At 72.1% G+C, this 19,027-nt stretch carries 19 protein-coding genes; 6 read left to right on the forward strand and 13 right to left on the reverse strand.

All coding sequences use genetic code 11. The annotated features are described in order from the left end of the window. The first annotated feature begins 212 nt into the window (after positions 1 to 212). Positions 213 to 650 carry an iron chaperone gene (locus Pta02_RS35365; RefSeq protein WP_203879378.1) on the forward strand — a complete coding sequence of 146 codons (438 nt, stop codon included), beginning with the start codon at positions 213 to 215 and terminating at the stop codon, positions 648 to 650. Positions 651 to 770: 120 nt separating this feature from the next. Here Pta02_RS35365 and Pta02_RS35370 read toward each other — a convergent pair whose 3' ends face one another. Continuing rightward, a complete protein-coding gene (locus Pta02_RS35370; RefSeq protein ID WP_203879379.1) occupies positions 771 to 1,970 on the reverse strand; it encodes a metal-dependent hydrolase family protein in 1,200 nt (399 codons plus the stop codon). 134 nt (positions 1,971 to 2,104) lie between these two features. Continuing rightward, the gene (locus Pta02_RS35375) at positions 2,105 to 2,653 is read right to left on the reverse strand and encodes a YciI family protein (RefSeq protein WP_203879380.1); all 549 of its coding nucleotides are present in this window, start codon (positions 2,651 to 2,653) and stop codon (positions 2,105 to 2,107) included. A 183-nt stretch (positions 2,654 to 2,836) separates the two neighbouring features. Here Pta02_RS35375 and Pta02_RS35380 point away from each other — a divergent pair, with 183 nt between their 5' ends. Continuing rightward, positions 2,837 to 3,334, forward strand: coding sequence for a hypothetical protein (locus Pta02_RS35380; RefSeq protein WP_203879381.1), 498 nt, complete (start codon positions 2,837 to 2,839; stop codon positions 3,332 to 3,334). 88 nt (positions 3,335 to 3,422) lie between these two features. Here Pta02_RS35380 and Pta02_RS35385 read toward each other — a convergent pair whose 3' ends face one another. From Pta02_RS35385 to Pta02_RS35405, 5 genes are all read right to left on the reverse strand, one after another. Further along, the gene (locus tag Pta02_RS35385) at positions 3,423 to 3,869 is read right to left on the reverse strand and encodes an SRPBCC family protein (RefSeq protein WP_203879382.1); all 447 of its coding nucleotides are present in this window, start codon (positions 3,867 to 3,869) and stop codon (positions 3,423 to 3,425) included. Positions 3,870 to 3,889: 20 nt separating this feature from the next. Beyond that, entirely contained in the window at positions 3,890 to 4,240 is a 351-nt protein-coding gene (locus Pta02_RS35390; RefSeq protein WP_203879383.1) for an ArsR/SmtB family transcription factor, read from the reverse strand. Next, positions 4,237 to 4,698, reverse strand: coding sequence for an SRPBCC family protein (locus Pta02_RS35395; RefSeq protein WP_203879384.1), 462 nt, complete (start codon positions 4,696 to 4,698; stop codon positions 4,237 to 4,239). Before Pta02_RS35395 ends, Pta02_RS35390 begins: the two co-directional genes overlap by 4 nt. A 72-nt stretch (positions 4,699 to 4,770) precedes the next feature. Further along, on the reverse strand, positions 4,771 to 5,139 hold the full coding sequence (locus Pta02_RS35400) for a hypothetical protein (protein ID WP_203879385.1): 369 nt from the start codon (positions 5,137 to 5,139) through the stop codon (positions 4,771 to 4,773). A gap of 7 nt (positions 5,140 to 5,146) precedes the next feature. After that, positions 5,147 to 6,607, reverse strand: a complete 1,461-nt coding sequence (locus Pta02_RS35405) for a M20/M25/M40 family metallo-hydrolase (protein ID WP_203879386.1) — start codon at positions 6,605 to 6,607, stop codon at positions 5,147 to 5,149. A gap of 230 nt (positions 6,608 to 6,837) precedes the next feature. Between Pta02_RS35405 and Pta02_RS35410 the strand changes: the two genes are divergently transcribed. Beyond that, positions 6,838 to 7,179 (forward strand): siderophore-interacting protein, encoded by a 342-nt coding sequence (locus Pta02_RS35410; protein WP_275423643.1) that lies wholly within the window; start codon positions 6,838 to 6,840, stop codon positions 7,177 to 7,179. Positions 7,180 to 7,363: 184 nt separating this feature from the next. Further along, on the forward strand, positions 7,364 to 7,852 hold the full coding sequence (locus Pta02_RS35415) for a hypothetical protein (protein WP_203879388.1): 489 nt from the start codon (positions 7,364 to 7,366) through the stop codon (positions 7,850 to 7,852). An 85-nt stretch (positions 7,853 to 7,937) separates the two neighbouring features. Here the strand turns inward: Pta02_RS35415 and Pta02_RS35420 are convergent, their stop codons facing one another. Next, positions 7,938 to 10,331, reverse strand: a complete 2,394-nt coding sequence (locus Pta02_RS35420; RefSeq protein WP_203879389.1) for an ATP-binding cassette domain-containing protein — start codon at positions 10,329 to 10,331, stop codon at positions 7,938 to 7,940. A gap of 153 nt (positions 10,332 to 10,484) precedes the next feature. After that, positions 10,485 to 11,729: a cytochrome P450 gene (locus tag Pta02_RS35425; RefSeq protein ID WP_203879390.1), complete on the reverse strand. Its 1,245-nt coding sequence runs from the start codon at positions 11,727 to 11,729 to the stop codon at positions 10,485 to 10,487. Positions 11,730 to 11,899: 170 nt separating this feature from the next. Here Pta02_RS35425 and Pta02_RS35430 point away from each other — a divergent pair, with 170 nt between their 5' ends. Next, positions 11,900 to 12,784 (forward strand): hypothetical protein, encoded by an 885-nt coding sequence (locus Pta02_RS35430; protein WP_203879391.1) that lies wholly within the window; start codon positions 11,900 to 11,902, stop codon positions 12,782 to 12,784. Here the strand turns inward: Pta02_RS35430 and Pta02_RS35435 are convergent. From Pta02_RS35435 to Pta02_RS35445, 3 genes are all read right to left on the reverse strand, one after another. Then, on the reverse strand, positions 12,759 to 14,630 hold the full coding sequence (locus Pta02_RS35435; RefSeq protein ID WP_203879392.1) for a glycoside hydrolase family 15 protein: 1,872 nt from the start codon (positions 14,628 to 14,630) through the stop codon (positions 12,759 to 12,761). The two genes, Pta02_RS35430 and Pta02_RS35435, sit on opposite strands and share 26 nt — an antisense overlap. A 102-nt stretch (positions 14,631 to 14,732) precedes the next feature. Then, positions 14,733 to 16,052 carry an EAL domain-containing protein gene (locus tag Pta02_RS35440; protein WP_203879393.1) on the reverse strand — a complete coding sequence of 440 codons (1,320 nt, stop codon included), beginning with the start codon at positions 16,050 to 16,052 and terminating at the stop codon, positions 14,733 to 14,735. Positions 16,053 to 16,134: 82 nt separating this feature from the next. Next, complete coding sequence (locus Pta02_RS35445; protein WP_203879394.1) at positions 16,135 to 16,809, reverse strand: TetR/AcrR family transcriptional regulator; 675 nt, start codon at positions 16,807 to 16,809, stop codon at positions 16,135 to 16,137. 88 nt (positions 16,810 to 16,897) lie between these two features. On the opposite strand from Pta02_RS35445, the gene Pta02_RS35450 reads away from it, so the two are divergent. Continuing rightward, complete coding sequence (locus Pta02_RS35450; protein WP_203879395.1) at positions 16,898 to 18,076, forward strand: FAD-dependent monooxygenase; 1,179 nt, start codon at positions 16,898 to 16,900, stop codon at positions 18,074 to 18,076. A 16-nt stretch (positions 18,077 to 18,092) separates the two neighbouring features. Here the strand turns inward: Pta02_RS35450 and Pta02_RS35455 are convergent, their stop codons facing one another. Then, positions 18,093 to 18,932: a methyltransferase domain-containing protein gene (locus Pta02_RS35455; protein WP_203879396.1), complete on the reverse strand. Its 840-nt coding sequence runs from the start codon at positions 18,930 to 18,932 to the stop codon at positions 18,093 to 18,095. Positions 18,933 to 19,027: the final 95 nt, after the last annotated feature.

The raw sequence follows: 19,027 nt of genomic DNA on the forward strand, positions 1-19,027 counted from the left end.
AGGACGCCACCGTGTACGCCCCCGCCGACGACGTGACCGGCCAGTCCCGGGACGGGGCGCCGGCCCGCTGAGCCCGCGCATCCCGGCGGGTTCGTAGGATGCGGGTCCGTGAGACACGGCCGTCGCACCGTCGTCGCATCGTCATCGCATAGCGGATGTATCAACGCCGACGGGCACTCTGGTCTCACACCGGAACGACGAAGGAGAGCACGATGAGCAACGCATACGAGGGATTCACGGCCGAGGAGCGGGCCGCGATGAAGGAGCACGCCAAGGAGCTGAAGGCGGCGGCGCGGCGCAGCCCGGCGGAGAAGGCGGCACAGGCGGAGCGGGACGTGCTTGCGAAGATCGCCGAGATGCAGGACGCGGACCGGGTCCTGGCCGAGCGCGTCCACGCCGTCATCGCGGCCAACGCCCCGGGCCTCGCGCCGAAGCTCTGGTACGGGATGCCCGCCTACGCGCTGGACGGCAAGATCGTCTGCCACTTCCAGCCTGCGGAGAAGTTCAAGACGCGCTACGCGACGTTCACCTTCAGCGACCAGGCGAAGCTGGACGAGGGCGCGATGTGGGCGACCTCCTTCGCCCTGATCGAGATGACGGACGAGGTGGAGGGGTGGATCGGCACCCTGCTGAAGCAGGCGGTGAGCTGAGGCACGCCAGCGTGCCGCCGCGCCCGCCTTCCACGTGCAGCGGCTCCCGTCTCCCGCGTGCAGCGGCTCCCGGCTCCTCTCCCGCGGCTCCTGCGGCTCCCGCGGTGAGCGGTGCCGCGCTCAGGCGGTCTTCCCCACTCCGGCCACCGGCTGACCGGCCAGGTAGACGGCCAGGGGGCGGCCCACCGCGGTGACGTCACGGGTCGGGTCGCCGTCGACCACCAGCAGGTCGGCGTCGTAGCCGGGCCGTATGCGGCCCTTGCGCCCGCCCACGCCGCAGGCCTCGGCGGCGGCCGAGGTCGCCGTGGTCAGGACCGCGCCCGCCGGCAGGCCGGAGCGGACGTACTCCTCGAGGGTGGCCGGCAGCAGCCCGTGCGGCTTGGCCGGGCCGATGCCCGCGTCCGAACCGGCCACCAGGCGCACGCCGCCCCGGTGAAGACGGGCGAGGGCCTCCTGCAGGACGGCCTCGGTGATGCCTGCGCGCTCGGCCATCGCCACGACCTGCGGCGGCACCACGACCCGCGGATCGGACCCCAGGGTCGCGCAGACCGCGACCCCGGACTCGGCCAGCTCGGCGAGCAGCGTGTCGTCGAGCCGGACGCCCTCAGGAGTGAGGCACGTGCAGTGCTCGATCCCGTCGACACCCGCCTCCAGCGCCTGCCGTACCGCCGTGAGCGCGTGGGCGTGGGCGGTGATCGGCAGGCCGAGGGCGTGCGCCTCGGCGACCGCCGCCCGCAGTTCCCCGTCGGTGAACTGCGGGCGCATCGTGTCGGTGCCGGGGGTCAGCACGCCACCACTCGCCATGATCTTCACGACGTCGGCGCCGCGATCGGCCCGTTGCCGTACGGCCGCGCGCAGCCCGCTCGCGCCCCGGGCCTGGCCGCCCATCGGCCAGCAGTGGCCGCCCTCGCTGGTGATCGGCGCACCGGCCGCCACGACCGCCGGCAGACCCGCTCCGGCATTCGGCCGCCAGGTCAGTACGGCGTCACGGTAGTCGCCCAGGTCGCGCACGGTGGTGACGCCCGCGGCCAGGTGGAGCCCCAGCGACGCCTCGATTGTGGCCTCCAGCTGCTCCCGCGTGGCCTCGGTGAGCCGGTCGAGCGCACCGGGACCGCTGTCGGCGCACAGGTGCACGTGCGCGTCGATGAGGCCGGGCAGCACGGTGCCGCCGGGCAGGTCGTGGACCGGCCACCCCTCCGGCGCCGCCGGTCCCGCCTGCACGCCGACGACGCGGTCCTCCTCCACCAGCACCACGGTGACCCCGTCGAGCAGCCGCTCCCCGTCGAACACCCGTTCCGCGCGAATCGCCAGAATGCTCACCCGGATCACCATAGGCAACGGCGGAAAGCCGCGAAGAAGGATGGGCCGACAGTGGCGATGATCACATGGCGCCGAGGCCGGCGGGCGTCATGGAAGCGACTGCGGTGAGTGGCGGGGTGGCACGCCCGCACCCGTCACCGCCGCCCGCCGAACTCCCAGTCGTGGACCTCGATGCCGGCGTACCGGTCCGGGGACAGGAGGGCGCGTGCCGCATCCGGGTCCGGCGCCCGGACCAGCAGCGCCGTACCCAGCCAGGTCGCGCCGTCGTCGGACAGCAACGGCCCGTACGCGATCAGCTCCTCCCGGCCGGGCGGCGGGACGAGGTCGGCGGCCTGCCCGGAGCCGAGGCCCAGAACCAGATACCGGTCGCCGCCGTCCCGGCCGCCGGGGAAATCCCACATGGTGCGCCCCAGCACGTTGCTCCACCGGCGCAACATCACGTCCCGGTACACACCCGCCTGATAGTTGGGCTCGTCGAAGACGAACGCACGGGCGGCGGCGAGATCCGGCAGGTCGACGATGTGCACACTGCCGGTGGCCGTGTCGCTGCCACGGCCGAAGGTCGGGCCACGAGCGATCATCTCCGCCGCGTACCGGTCCATGTAGGACCAGTGCTCTTCCAGCAGTTCCTCGCGCAGTGCCGCGGAACCGGGCCGATCGCGGTGATAACAGAAGAACTCCATGTCGACAGTACCTACCACGGACTGCCGCGTGGTGCCGGACGCCGGCAGCGGGGTGCCCCTGCTGCCGCGGAGAGACCCCTTCCCCGAATCCACCGGTTCGGCGGATGGGAAATTGTATCCATCGGGGTGACTCTGAATGGTTTACATTTAGGCGACCCTGTCCTGGACCAGAGGGGTGTCCTTATGGAGCCGGTTCGCTATCGTCCTTCCGTTTTCGTCCTGAGTCGGCTGATGGAAATCTCGGGTTACCTGCGTGACCTCGGAGAGTTCAATATCGGCCCGTTCATGGCCCCTCACATTCCGGAGAACATCCAGGTGGAGCTGAGTGGTATGGGCAACGAGGCCGGAGTCCGGCGGATGCTGAAAGCGATCCACGCGGAAAGCACGGACGGCAGCATACGGCTGTCCCGCCGACTCGGGCACGCTCTCGACGCACTCAAAACACTACAAAGCAAGGCCGATACGGACAATTCCGCAGCCGAGATCCTCCGCGAAAAGCGCAAATACGAATTCAACGAATTCCTGCCCGGCGGGGCCAAGACTCTCACCCTGGAGGAGATGCTCAGAGAGCTGAGCACACCGGACCTGCTGGGGGTGACCGCCTGCATGAACTTCCTGGGAGGACAGCTTCAGGATTACGTAGTGGAGCTGTACAACCGGCCTCCGCTCCCGAAGAAGTAGGCTCTGCTCCGAGTCCGGACCCGCTCCTGGCCGGGCGGGCCGTTCTCCGGAGCCGGAGGTGGGGCCGGCCGGGGCCGGCCCCGACGGGTCAGTGCCAGTCGCCGATCCGCACGTCCCGTGGCGCCGGTGCGCCCTCGCCCGTCTCCACCAGGGACTTCAGGCTCATCAGGAACGAGCCCCACTTGGTGCTGCAGTGGTGCATGAACTCCACCGGTTCCTTCCAGTCCCGGTGCTTGAACAGCACGATCGTGTAGTCGCCGTTCTGGTGCAGGTCCCAGTCGATCGTCGTCCCGATCCATTCCTCGGGGCCGTCGACCACCCGCCAGGCCACCCGCTCGGACGGCCGCAGCTCGACGACCTCCATGTCGAAGCCGCCGACCGGGAAACGGAACTCCAGGACGCCGCCGACGTCGCCGCCGCTCCCCTTCGTGTCGTCGGTCCACCAACCGGCCAGGCCCTCGACGGTCGTCAGCGCGTCGTACACCTTCTCCGGTGCCGGGGTCTTGATTCCGATCCTGTGCAGGATGTCCGCCATCTCGGCTCTCCTTGTTCTCGTCAGTCCTGTTGTGCGCGCTGAATCGCCTCGGCGATCCGCTTGATGCGCTGCAGCCGGGCGTCCCACGCCGACCCGACCGACGCCAGCTGGGCCACCGCGCGGGTGAGCTGGGCCTCCTCCACCCGGTAACGCTTCTCCCGGCCCGCCGGCGTCGCCCGTACCAGGCCGGCCCGGTCCAGGACGCCGAGGTGCTTGGCCACCGCCTGACGGGTGACCGGCAGATGCCGGCTCAGCGTGGTCGCGGTGCCGGCGCCCTCGATGAGCAGCAGATCGAGCATCCGGCGCCGGGTCGGGTCCCCGATCGCGGACCACAGGTCGTCGTCGACCGTCTCGGCCGCCGCGGTGCTCACGACCGCACCTGCAGTGTCGCGACGTACGGCGCCAGCCGCGGCAGATAGAAGTCCCAGCCGGTGACGTGCTCCCGGTACTGCTGCTCCAGGAGGGCGGCCTCCCAGCCCATCTCGCGGAAGCCGGTCTCGGTCATCTTGAGCAGCGTCCCCCCGCCCGACGGGGTCAGATCGAAGGTGACCAGCAGCGAGTTGCCCTCCACCGCGACCTCTCCGGCCGGGTGCGTCCAGCGGAAGGAGAACGTCCGCGGCGGTCGCGCGTCGACGACGGTGAAGGACACCACCGTCCCGTCGGCGTCGCGGTCACCGAAGACGATCTCGCCCGCCGACCCGGGCGCCGGCTCGTACCGGGCGTCGTCCGGCCACCATCGCCTGAGGTGGTCGGGACTGCTGACCACCGCGAAGACGATCTCCGGCGACGCCTCGATGTAGATCTCCCGCTCGATGGTTCCGAGCTCCATGACACCCTCCTGCAACCTTTGGTTGCATATCAGGCTATGCGACGGACCGCCATTGCGCAACCATCGGTTGCATTAAGTCGTGTCCTGGCTCACCGAACCCGTAGGAGAGGACCGGGAACCTCCGGGGTTACTCGCTGAGCGAGCGATCGATCGCCGTCGAGACCGCCAGGGGGACGGCTGGCCGTAGCCCCAGAAGTAGAGGGCCAGCGCGAGCGAGACGAACCCCGTCGCGGTCGATTCGGAGGCGTTCGGGATCTCGGCCGCGAACGCGACCCCGGCCACCACGACGAGCAGCGCCGTCAGCCACCAGGCCGGATGCCAGGGAAGGCGCAGCGGGCCGATCTTCTTCCAGCCGGCCTCCGTCTCGCCGTGCGTGCCCGTCGGCTTCCTCCCCGTCCCGTCACCCGTGCCTGCGCGGCCTGTCGTCACCTTGCCGGTCATGCAGCGATCATGGTGATGGCGTCTTGTGAACGGCTTGAGCCCGGCTGGGCCCGGCCTGCCCGCCCGTCAGGGTCTCGGCGAGTTCGGGCCACAGGAACGCCATCGTGGCCGATCCCTTGAGCAGCGCGTCGATGTCGGCCCGCTCGTCGCTGTCGTGCCAGCGGTCCTGGGGCAGGCCGGTGCCGAAGAAGATCACCGGCGCCCCCAGGGCGCCGGACAGCAGGCTGGCCGGGCCACTGCCGCCGTTGCGCATCCACCCGGCCACCGGGGCGCCGAAGCCGCGTTCCATCGCCCGGCCCAGCGCGTCCAGCGCCGGATGGTCCGGCGGGGTGCGGTACGGCTCCTGCGCCGCATCCAGCGAGATGCTCAGGGCATAGGCGACCTTGTCGCCGATCCGCTCGGCGACCCAGGTCTTCAACTGCTCGGCCGCCTCGGCCGCTTTCTGCTCCGGCACCAGCCGCAGGTTCACATCCACCGAGGCCACCGAGGGGATCGCGCCCCGCGAGGGCCCGTCGGGGTCGCCGCCGACGAAGGCGAGGATGTCCACCGCCGGGCGGGTCCAGACCCGCTCCAGCACGCTGTAGCCGTCCTCGCCGCCGACCGTGCGGGTCTCGGTGCGCTCCAGCCAGTCGGCGTCGCTGTAGGGCAGGGCGTTGATCGCATCCCGCTCCTGCGGCGACAGCTCGACCACCCGGTCGTAGAAGCCGGGCAGCGTCACCCGGCCGCGCTCGTCGTACAGCTGAGCCAGCAGCTTGCACAGCTCGGCGCAGGGATTGGGCGCCACCCCGGAGACGGCCCCGCTGTGGACGTCCCGGTACGGCCCGAACACCTCCAGCCTGGCACTGAGCATGCCGCGCAGCCCGGTGCAGAGCGCCGGCGCCTCCAGCGACCACAGCAGCGTGTCGGACAGCATGATCAGGTCGGCGCCGAGCTCGTCGCGGTGGTCGTCCAGCAGCGCGGCCAGATGCGGGGAGCCGATCTCCTCCTCGCCCTCCACCAGCAGCTTGAGGTTGACCGGCGGCGCGCCGAGGCCGCTGGTGGCCAGGTGGGCGCGCAGCCCCCACAGGTGGGCCAGCACCTGGCCCTTGGCGTCGGAGGCGCCGCGGCCGTACATCATGCCGTCGCGCACCTGCGGCTCGAACGGCAGCGACTCCCCCCAGACGTCGGCGCGTACGGCGCGCACGTCGTGGTGGCTGTAGATGAGCACGGTCGGCGCGCCCGGCGCGGCGCACCAGGCGGCGTACACCGCCGGGGCGCCGTCCTCGGTCTGCCACAGCTCCACCGAGGGGAAGCCGATCTCGCGCAGCCGGCCGGTCAGCCAGTTGGCCGAGCGCAGCATGTCCATGCCGTGCCCGGGTTCGGAGGAGACCGAGGCGATGCGCACCCAGTCACCGAGCTCGCGCAGGAACTCCTGGCGATGCCCGTCCAGGAACCGCCGTACCGCCCCGTCGCCGCCGTCTGCCGTCATAACGGCGAGGCTAGGCGGGCGGGCGCCGATCCCGTCCGGGCGACATGCCGTTTTGCCAGAGGATGGCGCCCCCGCGCGTTCACCGTCGGCCGTCCCGGACCTCGTGGCCGGCCCGAACCGCTGGGCCGGCTCGCCGATGGCCAGCTCCTCGCTTGACTTCATGTGTACATTGACCGGCACGGTGATGGCATGATCAAGACATCGATCGCGGTCACCCGCGTGGCCGGCTCCTGCGTGCTGCCGGAGACGAGACCGCGGCCGTCGCGTTCGGCGCGATGATGCGCGCCCTGCCCTCACCGGCCCTCGCGTTCGGCGCGATCTCGGTCGGCGGGCCGGGCGACCGGCTCCCCGTCACCCGAGGTGATCGGCTGGCCTGGGTCAACCGGCCGGACGGGCTGCTGGAGGCGGTTCGCTCGATGGACCTGCCCGACGCGCCGGGCGTCGCCTACCTCGCCGGTGAGGCGCGCACCTGCCAGGCCGTGCGGGGCCACCTGGTGAGCGAGCGCGGCTGGTCGCGCCGGGACGTCGTGGTGAAACCGTTCTGGGCACCGGGACGGCGCGGCATGGACTGACACCGGACGCCGCCGCCACCTCTCCGCGGCATCAGCGGATGCCGGTGACCGCGAAGGCCGGCGCGGGCGGAGGAGACAGCGGTGAGGAGCGGGGAGACCGAGGTGTTCGCGCTGTGGCAGGGCCGTGGAGCAACCGGGTGGCGTCACGCTGCGTCTACTGTATGTGTCGTATCGAAAGCACTGCGTGACATCGCGGGTCCTGGCTCTCGTCATCCTGGCCCTCGCCGCGGCGGGTTGCTCCGGCTCGGAGCCGGTCGCACCCGTTCCGACCACGGCGCCGGCCTCGTCCGCCGCGCCGCCGTCCTCCGTCCCGGCGCCCACCCCGGTCCCGGCCACCGGGCCGGGGTCGGCCTGCGAGGATCCGGACCTGCGTGCCTTCCTCGGCGAGGTCGCGCGGCACTCCGACGCGAGCGGCCTGAACGCCGACGCGCCGGTTTCCCGCTGGCTCACCCTCCTGCTCGACGCCGCTCCCGCCGCGGTCGAGCCGACGCTGGAGCACATCCAGCAGGGCATCGCGGCGGCGGAGGCCTACACCGGCGCCCGGGCGGGCAGTACGGAGGCCGCCGCCCAGGCCCGCAGGCTCCTGGCCGCGGCGGCCGGGCTGGCGCAGGTGTGCGGCCTGGCGGACGACTACGGCATCCCCGCTGCGGGGACGGCCTCGCCGACACCCTGACCGGCGTCAGGCATGTCGGCGAGGATCCCGGCCGGGCGGGGCGTGGTGAGGGTCCCGGTCCGGCGCCGGCCGGTGAAGGCGCCGCTCAGGCGCCCACGTAGGCCGCCAGGTGCTCGCCGGTGAGGGTGGAGCTGGCGGCGACGAGGTCGGCGGGCGTGCCCTCGAAGACGATCCGGCCGCCGTCGTGTCCGGCGCCGGGGCCGAGGTCGATGATCCAGTCGGCGTGCGCCATGACCGCCTGGTGGTGCTCGATGACGATGACCGACTTGCCGGAGTCGACGAGCCGGTCGAGCAGGCCGAGCAGCTGCTCGACGTCGGCGAGGTGAAGGCCGGTGGTCGGCTCGTCGAGGACGTAGACGCCGCCCTTGGCGGCCATGTGGGTGGCCAGCTTGAGGCGCTGCCGCTCGCCGCCGGACAGCGTGGTGAGCGGCTGGCCGAGGCTGAGATAGCCCAGGCCGACGTCGGCGAGCCGCTCCAGGACGGCGTGCGCGGCCGGTGTGCGCGCCGGGCCGGCGCCGAAGAACTCCCGGGCCTCGCTCACCGGCATCGCGAGCACCTCGCTGATGTCGCGGCCGCCGAGGTGGTACTCCAGCACCGACGCCTGGAACCGCTTGCCCTCGCAGTCCTCGCAGGTGGTGCTGACACCGGCCATCATCGCCAGGTCGGTGTAGATGACGCCGATGCCGTTGCAGGTGGGGCAGGCACCCTCGGAGTTGGCGCTGAACAGCGCCGGCTTGACGCCGTTGGCCTTGGCGAACGCCTTGCGGATCGGGTCGAGCAGGCCGGTGTAGGTGGCCGGGTTGCTCCGCCGCGAACCGCGGATCGCACCCTGGTCGACCGAGATCACTCCCGCTCCGGCGGGGACCGACCCGTGTATGAGGGAGCTCTTGCCGGAACCGGCGACCCCGGTGACCACGGTCAGCACCCCCAGCGGGACGTCGACGTCGACGTCGAGCAGGTTGTTCGCCGTCGCACCGCGGATCTCCAGCGTGCCGGTGGGCGTGCGCACCGTCTCCTTGAGGGCGGCCCGGTCGTCGAGGTGGCGGCCGGTGATGGTGCCGCCGGCCCGCAGGCCCTCGACGGTGCCCTCGAAGCAGACGGTGCCGCCCGCCGTACCGGCCCCGGGACCCAGGTCGACGACGTGGTCGGCGATCGCGATCGTCTCCGGCTTGTGCTCCACGACGAGCACGGTGTTGCCCTTGTCGCGCAGGCGCAGCAGCAGGTTGTTCATCCGCTGGATGTCATGGGGGTGCAGGCCGATGGTGGGTTCGTCGAAGACGTAGGTGACATCGGTGAGCGAGGAGCCCAGGTGGCGGATCATCTTGACGCGCTGCGCCTCGCCGCCCGACAGCGTGCCCGCCGGCCGTTCGAGGGAGAGGTAGCCCAGCCCGATCTCCGTGAACGAGTCGAGAGTCTGCTGCAGCGCGGTCAGCAGCGGCGCCACCGACGGCTCTTCGAGGCCGCGGACCCACTCGGCCAGGTCCCTGATCTCCATCGCGCACGCGTCGGCGATGCTGATCCCCTTGATCTTCGACGTCCGGGCGATGTCGCTGAGCCGGGTGCCGTCGCACTCGGGGCAGGTGGTGAAGGTGACCGCCCGGTCCACGAACTCCCGGATGTGCGGCTGCATCGCCTCCCGGTCCTTGGACAGGAACGACTTGTGGATCTTCGGGATCAGCCCTTCGTAGGTGAGGTTGACGCCCTCGACCTTGACCTTGGTCGGCTCCCGGTACAGGAAGTCGTGCATCTCCTTCCCCGTGAACTCGCGGATCGGCTTGTCCGGGTCGAAGAAGCCCGACTCGGCGTAGAGCCGTACGGTCCACCAGCTGTCCGACTTCCAGCCGGGGATGGTGAAGGCGCCCTCGGAGATCGACTTGGAGTCGTCGTAGAGCTGGGTGAGATCGATGTCGGAGACCGAGCCCCGGCCCTCGCATCGCGTGCACATGCCGCCGGTGCGGTTGAAGGTCTCCTTCACGGTCTTGGTGGCGGCGCCGCGTTCGACGGTGATCGCACCGCTCGCCCGGACCGAGGGGACGTTGAAGGCGAACGCGCTGGGCGGGCCGATGTGCGGCTGCCCGAGCCGGCTGAACAGGATGCGCAGCATCGCGTTGACGTCGGTGGCGGTGCCGACGGTGGAGCGGGGATCGGCGCCCATCCGCTGCTGGTCGACGATGATCGCGGTCGTCAGCCCTTCGAGTACGTCGACCTCGGGCCGCGCCAGCGTCGGCATGAACCCCTGCACGAAGGCGCTGTAGGTCTCGTTGATCAGCCGCTGCGACTCCGCGGCGATCGTGTCGAACACCAGCGAGCTCTTACCCGAGCCGGAGACGCCGGTGAACACCGTCAACCGGCGCTTGGGGATCTCGATGCTGACGTCCTTGAGGTTGTTCTCACGCGCGCCGTGCACCCGGATCACATCGTGGCTGTCGGCGACGTGCGGCGCAGGCGAGTGCGCGCCCGCCCTCGTGGTCGTGCTCATCGTGTCTCCATCTGCTAGGGATGCCCGTAAGAAGTGCTGGGATCATCATGGCCGCCCGGATTGATACATCCGCTATGCGCCCACGATGCACCGGTGATGAAGGGCTCAGCCGGGCGCATGCGATCAACCCGGGGACGGAGAGGACGAGCGCGATCAGGTGGGGGGTGCGGGGCGGGGCACCGTGATGCTCAGGGGGCCTCGCAGGTTGACGTGGTCCCGGTAGGGCGGCGGGTCCTGGAGGAGGGCCGGTTCGGGCAGGCGCCGGGTGAGGCGGGTCAGGGCCAGGCGGGCCTCCAGGCGGGCGAGCGGGGCGCCCAGGCAGAAGTGCGGGCCGAGTCCGAAAGCCAGGTGCTTGATCTCGGGACGGTGGGGGTCGAAGACGTCGGGATTCTCGGCCTCGGCGGGGTCGCGGTGCGCGGCGGCCAGCAGGAGGACCACGGTGGCGCCCCGGCGGAGCCGTACGCCGGGCAGCTCCACGTCCTCGGTGGTCACCCGGGCGGTGATGTGCACGGGCGGGTCGTAGCGCAGGGTCTCCTCCACCACCGCCTCCGCGAGGGCGGGGTTCTCCCGCAGCGCGGCGAAGTGGGCCGGGTGGCGCAGCAGGGCGAGCGCGCCGTTGGCGATCAGGTTCACGGTCGTCTCGTGCCCGGCCACCAGGAGCAGGGCGACGATGGAGACGAGCTCGTCGTGGCTGAGGGAGTCACCGCCCTCCCGGACCGCGATCAGCTCGGAGACCAGGTCGTCGCCCGGGTCCGCCTGGCGGCTCGCGATCAGCTCGTTCAGATAGACGTTCAGGGCGAGCAGGCCGTTCAGGGACTCCTCCGACGGCCCGGCCCCGAACCCGTCGATCAGCCGGGTCAGCCGGGACGACCACTCGCGTACCTGCTCGTGGTCGGCCGCCGGGACGCCGAGCGTCTCGCAGATCACCGTCATGGGCAGCGGGTAGGCGAGATCCTCGACGATGTCGAACGGCCGGTCCCGCTCGGCGGCGCGGTCCAGCAGCCCGTCGACCAGCTCCCCGATCCGCCCCGAGAGCCGGGCGATCCGCCGCGCCGTGAACGCCGCCGAGACCAGCCGCCGCAGTCGCGTGTGGTCCGGGGGATCGAGCGAGAGGAACCAGCGCTGCCCCACCGAGGACGGCGCGCCGGGCGGCATCAGCTCGGCCAGCCTCCGGTCGCGCCCGCGCTGGCTGCTCATCCGCGGGTCCCGCAGCACCGCCTCGCACTCGCGATAGGAGGAGATCACGGCTCCCGGCGTCTCCCAGACGGGCAGGTCCAGCATCGCGGGTCCCAGATCCCGGATGCGGGCGTAGACGGGGTAGGGGTCGGGGCGCGCCGCCGGTTCGATCAAGGCTCCGATCAGTTCCAGGAGGGTGTGGTCCCGCGTGGTGGCCGTCATGCCCGCTCCCGCCTGTAGAACTTTGTTCCGCCCCATAGTGCGGTGGATCCCGGCGAACCTCAAGACTCCGGCGACCCTCGAGACTCCGGTGAACCTCGGGGCTTCGATGAGCGGCGCAGTCATCCTGGCGGGTGACTCCAGGACGGCGCACTCCTTGTACGGTCCTGCGCATGTTCCACCAGAATTACGACGTACTGCCGCGGCACGTGCTCTGCGTGCTCGGCTCCGGCCTGGATCCGCGCACGGTGGAGGAGGTCGTCGGCGAGGCCGGCGGGCCCGGCTTCATCGTCGACCGCGAAGCCTTCCGGCGGGTCCACGATCCTCGGATGCCCAGGTCGTTCGAGGCCTGTCTGATGAACGACTCCTTCGAGGAGTCCGACGAGGAGGCCGTGCGCACCCACGACTCCGTGGTGTACGTGCTCTCGCCGCCGATGCCGCAGCACATCGCGTTCAACCCGCGGCGGAGCGTGATCATCGGGGAGGAGCACGGCTACAAGCTGCCCGGAGGGGCGTGGAACGAGGTGCTCGACGTCTCGCGGCGGACGCTGGCGGTGGCGGGCGCGCTGCTGCGCTCCGGCGCCACGGCCGTGAAGAACGAGAGCAGCGGCCTGACCCACGGCCGGGACCGGTGGCTCTTCCTGGCGGATGGGGCGGCCGGGGCGACGGACTGGATGGAGCTGGCGGTCGTCCTGTTCGAAGCCTGGGTCAAACGGCCGATCTCCTCCGCGAACCTGCTCCGCAGCTGCGGCATGCACCTGCTGGGCGCGCCCGACGTGGAGCTCGAAGTCGACTGGCCCGACCCGCGGCGGCCGTCCGGCCGGCAGGTCGACGACGCCGTGGAGCTGATGGACAACCTGGCGCTCTACCTGCTGACCGAGGACCGGGCAATGACGATCGTCGACGGCGAAGGGTTCCGGCTGTCTCCCGACGGCCCGCGATGGGTGCTGAGGAGGCACCCGTGCCACGACGACGAGGAGAGCTTCTTCCACAACCCGTACGGCTACTGGCGCCTGACCCCCGACGGTCTCCTCAGCCCAGGGCACGGTCCAGGTTGAACGCCGCGCTGATCAGGCTCAGATGGGTGAACGCCTGGGGGAAGTTGCCCTGCTGCTCGCCGGTTCGGCTGATCTCCTCCGCGTACAGGCCCAGGTGGTTGGCGTAGGTGAGCATCTTCTCGAAGGCCAGCCGCGCCTCGTCGAGCCGCCCGGCCCGGGTCAGCGCCTCGACGTACCAGAACGAGCAGATCGAGAAGGTCCCCTCCTCGCCCCGCAGCCCGTCCGGGCTCGCCCGGGGGTCGTAGCGGTAGACCAGGGAGTCGGCGACCAGCTCCGCGGCGAGCGCGTCCAGGGTGGACAGCCACTTGGGGTCGGTGGGCGCCACGAACTTGGCCAGGGGCATCAGCAGGACGGCGGCGTCCAGCACGTCGCCGTCCTGGTGCTGGACGAAGGCCTGGCGGGAGGCGGACCAGCCGCGGGTCATGACGCGCCGGTAGATCGTGTCGCGGACCCGCAGCCAGCGCGGCAGGTCCGCGGGCAGGCCGCGCCGGTTGGCCATGCGGACGGCCCGCTCGACGGCCACCCAGCACATCACCTGCGAGGACAGGAATCTCCTGCGCCCGCCGCGGGTCTCCCAGATGCCCTCGTCCGCCTGGTCCCAGTTGTCGCAGACCCAGTCCGTCAGCGCGCACACGTCGTCCCACTGGTCGCTGGAGATGGGCTGCGCCCATTTGTCGTAGAGGTAGATCGAGTCGATCAGCGCGCCGTAGATGTCGAGCTGCAGCTGACCGGCGGCGGCGTTGCCGATCCGCACCGGGGCCGAGCCCAGGTGGCCCTGCAGATGCTCCAGCTCCCGCTCGGGCAGCTCGGTCCGGCCGTCGATGCCGTACATGATCTGCAGCGGACCGGACGGGCCGCCGGCCCCCGGGCTGACGCGCCGGGTCAGGAAACGCATGAACGCCCCGGCCTCCCCGGCGAACCCGAGCCGCAGCAGCGCGTAGACGCAGAACGCGGCGTCGCGGATCCACACGTAGCGGTAGTCCCAGTTGCGCTCGCCGCCGATCTGCTCGGGCAGGCTGGTGGTGGGCGCGGCCACGATCGCCCCGGTCGGCGCGTAGGTGAGCAGCTTCAGCGTCAGCGCGGAGCGGTGCACCATCTCCCGCCACCGGCCGCGGTAGCGGGAGGCGGACAGCCATCGCCGCCAGTACGCCACCGTCGCCGCGAACTGGTCCTCGGCCTCCGCGCGGGGGCACCCGCGCGGTGCCACCTCGCCGCCGACCCGGTCGAGCGCGAACACCGCCGAGTCGCCCTCGCCGAGCTTGAACTCCGCCCGCACGTCCGCGCCGTCGTGTTCGAGGGGCACCGTGGCGGTCAGCGCGAGCGTCAGGCCCGCGGACTCGAAGACCGCCATGTCACCGGCCGCGCGCAGCGTGTGCGGCTCGGCCCCGTACCCGAACCTCGGCGCCACCCGGGCCCGGAACGACATCGTCCCGCGCACGCACAGCACGCGCCGGATCAGCCGGTGCCGGCCGGCCTCGCCGTCGTCCTGCGCGCCCTCGCCGTCGTCCTGCGCGCCCTCGCCGGACACCGGCATGAAGTCCTGGATCTCGCCGACGCCCTCCTCGGTGAAGAACCTCGTGATCAGCACATTGGTGTCGGGGAAGTAGAACTGCTTGGTCCTCGCCGTCGCGGTCGCGCCCAGTTCGAAGCAGCCGCCCCGCCCGGCGTCCAGGATGGACGCGAAGACGCTCGGCGCGTCGAAGGACGGGCAGCAGTACCAGTCGATCGTGCCGTCGGTGCCCACCAGGGCCACCGTCCGCAGGTCGCCGATCAGGCCGTGATCGGCGACCGGCAGGTAACGCCCGTCCCGCCCCGCGGTTCCCGGTTCCCCGGTCGCCTCCGCCATGACAGCCTCCGTCCGGATGCGGACCCGTCACTCCACCCTAGACGCGCCCGCCGCGGCGGAGGCGGGCACGCAACGCCGGGCCGTGACCTGCCGGGCTGCGGCTCACCTGGCCACGGTGGCGGGGTCGGCCCATCCGGTGACGGGCTGGGCCGGCCGCCCGGCCGCGGTGTCCAGGCGCCGCATCAGCATGCGGGCGATCGCGTACACCAGGTCGGGCTCGTGGGTCAGGACGAAGTCCACGCCGCCGTCCGGGGCGGGTCGTACACACAGCGCGGCCGCGGTGTGCGGGCCGACCACGGCCAGGACCGTCTCGGCGGCGGACGGGCCGCCGGCGGGCGCCACCGCCATCCGCACCGGGTGCGGGGCGGCGGCGATCGGCCCGGGGCCGACGACGCCGGTGAAGGCCACCCCGCCGGCCAGCGACGCCAGACGGGGCAGCCAGGCCCGGCCGGCCGCCGGGTCGGGGTACGCGCCGAGCACCACCGCGTGCGAGCCGGCTTCGGCCGCCATCGACAGCAGGTAGCCGGTGAGACCGTCGATCATCGGCTGATCCCCGGTCCGGCTGTGGTTGCGCACCGCGGCCATGCTGAACGGGGTCCCCTCGGGCAGGTGCAGGTCCGGCCGGGGAGAGCGCAGCCGGGCGTGGCGGTCCATCGGCCGGCCGGCGATCGCGCCGAGCGGGCCGGGCCGTCCGAACAGCCAGCCCTGCCCCCAGCGGGCGCCGAGCGCCCGCGCGTTCACCGCGTCCTGCTCGGTCTCGATGCCCTCGGCGAGCACCACCGCCCCGGTGCGCTCGGCGTGGGCGCCGACTGTCGCGGCGGTCGCGACGGTGCCCGGCGCGTACGGGTCGCGCAGCAGGTGCATGTCCAGCTTGATCACTTCAGGCTCGATGAGCGGCAGGAAGGCCAGCGACAGCGGATCGGCGCCGACGTCGTCCAGGGCGAGCGCCCCGTCGGTCCGCTGCACGGCGGCGGCGATGTCCAGCAGCGCCGCCGGGTGGTCGGCCAGGGCCCGCTCGGTGAACTCCAGCACGGCCCGGTACGGTCGCTCGGAGAGCACCACGGCCATCAGCTCGGGGGTGAAGGGCTGGTTCAGCGCGGCCGGTTCGGCGTTGAAGAACAGCAGCGGCGGCACCTCCTCCCCGGAGTCCCGGGCGATCTCCATGGCCCGGGTGGCGCACAGCTGGTCCAGCGGCGGCATCACCCCGGCCCGGACGGCCGCCGCGAACAGGGCGTCCGGGAACTCCAGCGGCGAGCCGGCCGGGCCGCGGGCCAGCGCCTCGACGGCGACGACGTTCCCCGTGGCGAGGTCGACGATCGGCTGGTACAGCGGGAAGACCGCGCGCTCGGCGAGCACCCGGCGGATGAGCACGGCCGGGTCGTCGTGCTCGTTCCGTCCGGCGCTCCGGTCTTTCGGCGCCATGCCACCCCGCCCATCGCACGAGTCCTGATCTTGACAGAACATCTATCGGCGCCGCGCGGCCGGACTTTAAGGATCCGGCGGGCTACTCGTCCCGGACGCCGGAAGCGACCTCCACGGCCGTGTAGCGGCGTAGGTCGTCACCGGTGAGCGGCGCGCCGGGAAGGGCGTGCTCAGGACCGGCGCGCAGGCCGTTCAGCATGATCTCCACCACGCGGGCCATGGCCTGCTCATGGGGCATGCTCTGCGGCGTGTAGACGTTCAGGGTCATCAGCAGGGCGATGTCGCCGGGGCCGATGTCGCCGCGCAGGGTCCCGTCCGCCTGCGCCTGCTCGGTCATCCGCAGGACGGCGGCGATCACCCGCTGCCGCATCTCGTGCAGGTCGGGACCGAGCCGCAGCCGCTGGTGCAGATGCGGCTCCAGCTTCGCCGGCAACGCGCCCAGCTGGATCTCGACGGAGGCGCGCAGGAAGCGGCACAACGCGTGCCAGGCGTCGGGCTCTTCCAGCAGGGCGGTCTCGGCCAGGTCCGCCAGGCGGCGGAGGCTCTCTTCGCCGACGGCGCGCAGCAGGGCGTCCCGGTCGGGGAAACGGCGGTACAGCGTGCCGACGCCGACACCCGCCTGACGTGCCACCTCCTCCAGCGGCACGTCGACGCCCTGCTCCAGGAACAGCTTCTGGGCGGCCGCGAGGATCAGGTCCCGGTTGCGGCGCGCGTCGGCGCGCAACTCCGTCTTCTCCGCAGGTCTGTGCGCCTCCACTGTTCCTCCAACCAACAACTGGACGATTTCCCTCCGCTTAGGATATCGTCAAATAAGCGGAGGAAATTCATCCACTTAGGGAGGCGTCATGAGCGGACGGACAGTGCTGATCTCCGGGGCCGGCGTCGGCGGGCCGACGCTGGCCTACTGGCTGGCCCGGTACGGCTTCCGCGTCACCGTCGTCGAGTGCGCCCGCGGGCTGCGTTCCAGCGGGAACCCGGTGGACGTCAGAGGACCCGCCGTGAACGTCGCCGAACGCATGGGCATCGCGTCCCGCCTCCGGGAGGCCGCCACCGGCACGACGGGGCTCAGTTTCGTCGACGCCTCGGGCAGACGGGTCGGCCGGATGGACATGCGCGCCGTACAGCAGGCGGGCGAGGTCGAACTGCCGCGCGGCGACCTAGCCTCGATCCTGTACGAGGCCGGCCGTGAGCACGCCGAGTTCCTCTTCGACGACTCCATCGCGACCCTGGAGCAGGACGGGAACGGGGTCGAGGTCACCTTCGAGCGCGCCGCGCCCCGCCGCTTCGACGTGGTGGTCGGAGCCGACGGCCTGCACTCGACGACGCGCCGGCTGGCCTTCGGGACGGAAGACGGACTCGTGCGCCACATGGGTCTCTACGTCGCCACGACACCGCTCGGCGGCGAGGCCGGATCCGGCCGGGACGTCCTCATGCACAACACGCCCGGCAAGGCGGTCGCCGTCAGCCCCACACCCAGCGGTGACCTGGCGTTCTTCCTCTACCGCAGCCCCGCCGAGCCCGGCTTCGACCACCGCGACACCGAGCAGCACAAGCGGCTGCTGACCGGGGCGTTCGCCGAGGTGTCCTGGCGGGCGCCCGAGCTGCTGGAGCGCGTGCGCGCCGCCGGGGACCTCTACTTCGACTCGGTCAGCCAGGTGCGCCTGCCCCGCTGGTGGAACGGCCGGGTCGCGCTCCTGGGCGACGCCGCGTCGTGCGTGTCGCTGTTCGGCGACGGCTCCACCCTGGCCATGGCGGGGGCGTTCACCCTGGCCGGGGAGCTGGCGTCCGCGCCGGACGACCCGCGGGCGGCCTTGCGCCGCTACGAGGCCGCGCACCGGCGCCTGGTGGACCCCAAGCAGCGCAACATCGGGCAGGCGTCGGCGCTCATCGTCCCCGCGACCCGGGGCGGCATCCTGATGCGGAACCTGGCCACCCGCCTGTGGCCCGCGGTGGCCGTCGCCGCGCGACTGCGGAGCACCCTCGGCGGGCCCCCGGCGGCACCGCGGGAGCTCCTGCCGGGATGACCCGGGACGACCGGCGTCATCCGGCGGAGCCGGACGGGGGACGCCTGGCCAGATAGGAGTAGTAGGCACAGGCGGCGAAGAAGGTGCCCTGCTCGGCCGTACGCCGCTGCTCGGCCAGCCAGGCCTCGACCCGTACGGCGGGCAGCAGCTTCTCCCGGGCCACCAGCGGAGCGAAGGCTTCGGCCAGGCCGAGGAAGAAGGCGCCGGTGGAGATCTCGGCGCGCAGGTGGGCCCGGCTCCAGACCACCTCCAGATCCAGGGCGTCCAGCAGCGCGGGCATGGCCCGCATGACGCGGGGCTGGCTGACGACCACCGCCAGCAGCGCCGCCTCCATCTCCCGGCCCAGCCGGTCGTCGGAGCAGCCGAAGGTCAGGGACGCGTAGTCGCCGTCGAAGACCGCGATCGTCCCGCCCGGCCGGACGACGCGCCCGGCCTCCGCCAGCACCCGCCCGGGGGCGGCGACGTGACTGATCAGGGTGTGCGCGATGACGGCGTCGACGGAGGCCTCGGGCAGATCGAGGGCGTGCGCGTCCCCGAGGCGGAAATCGATGCGCTCCAGCACGCCGTCGGCCGCGGCCAGCTCCCGCGCCGCCCTCAGCAGCACCGGGCTCTGGTCGACGGCGATCACGTGCCCGGTGAAATTGCCCCGGCGCGCCAGAGCCCGGGCGACCAGCCCGGTGCCGCAGCCGATCTCCGCGACGACCTCGACCGTCTCCGGCCCCAGCGCCGCGAGGTACTCCTCGCGGTAGCCGGTGAAGGCCGGATCGGCTCCCCGGGCCTCCAGCCGGTCGACGAACCGCTGCAAGGTCGCCTCGTCCTGCTCGTTGATGAACTGCATCGCGTCGCGCGGGGCCATGGGTGCCTCCTCACACTCCGGAGCGGCTGCCGGCCGCGATCGCCGGGCGGCCGGATGCCGGGCCTGCCCCCATGCTCCTCCGCCGCGGTCGCAGG

The organism is Paraplanobispora takensis (assembly GCF_016863195.1).
GTDB classification, from domain to species: domain Bacteria; phylum Actinomycetota; class Actinomycetes; order Streptosporangiales; family Streptosporangiaceae; genus Planobispora; species Planobispora takensis.

Bases quoted from the DNA above. Each gene is read 5' to 3' on its own strand.
- Pta02_RS35365 (WP_203879378.1), top strand. From the start codon at position 213: ATGAGCAACGCATACGAGGGATTCACGGCCGAGGAGCGGGCCGCGATG.
- Pta02_RS35375 (WP_203879380.1), bottom strand. From the start codon at position 2,653: ATGGAGTTCTTCTGTTATCACCGCGATCGGCCCGGTTCCGCGGCACTG.
- Pta02_RS35380 (WP_203879381.1), top strand. From the start codon at position 2,837: ATGGAGCCGGTTCGCTATCGTCCTTCCGTTTTCGTCCTGAGTCGGCTG.
- Pta02_RS35385 (WP_203879382.1), bottom strand. From the start codon at position 3,869: ATGGCGGACATCCTGCACAGGATCGGAATCAAGACCCCGGCACCGGAG.
- Pta02_RS35395 (WP_203879384.1), bottom strand. From the start codon at position 4,698: ATGGAGCTCGGAACCATCGAGCGGGAGATCTACATCGAGGCGTCGCCG.
- Pta02_RS35400 (WP_203879385.1), bottom strand. From the start codon at position 5,139: ATGACCGGCAAGGTGACGACAGGCCGCGCAGGCACGGGTGACGGGACG.
- Pta02_RS35405 (WP_203879386.1), bottom strand. From the start codon at position 6,607: ATGACGGCAGACGGCGGCGACGGGGCGGTACGGCGGTTCCTGGACGGG.
- Pta02_RS35420 (WP_203879389.1), bottom strand. From the start codon at position 10,331: ATGAGCACGACCACGAGGGCGGGCGCGCACTCGCCTGCGCCGCACGTC.
- Pta02_RS35425 (WP_203879390.1), bottom strand. From the start codon at position 11,729: ATGACGGCCACCACGCGGGACCACACCCTCCTGGAACTGATCGGAGCC.
- Pta02_RS35430 (WP_203879391.1), top strand. From the start codon at position 11,900: ATGTTCCACCAGAATTACGACGTACTGCCGCGGCACGTGCTCTGCGTG.
- Pta02_RS35435 (WP_203879392.1), bottom strand. From the start codon at position 14,630: ATGGCGGAGGCGACCGGGGAACCGGGAACCGCGGGGCGGGACGGGCGT.
- Pta02_RS35440 (WP_203879393.1), bottom strand. From the start codon at position 16,052: ATGGCGCCGAAAGACCGGAGCGCCGGACGGAACGAGCACGACGACCCG.
- Pta02_RS35450 (WP_203879395.1), top strand. From the start codon at position 16,898: ATGAGCGGACGGACAGTGCTGATCTCCGGGGCCGGCGTCGGCGGGCCG.
- Pta02_RS35455 (WP_203879396.1), bottom strand. From the start codon at position 18,932: ATGGCCCCGCGCGACGCGATGCAGTTCATCAACGAGCAGGACGAGGCG.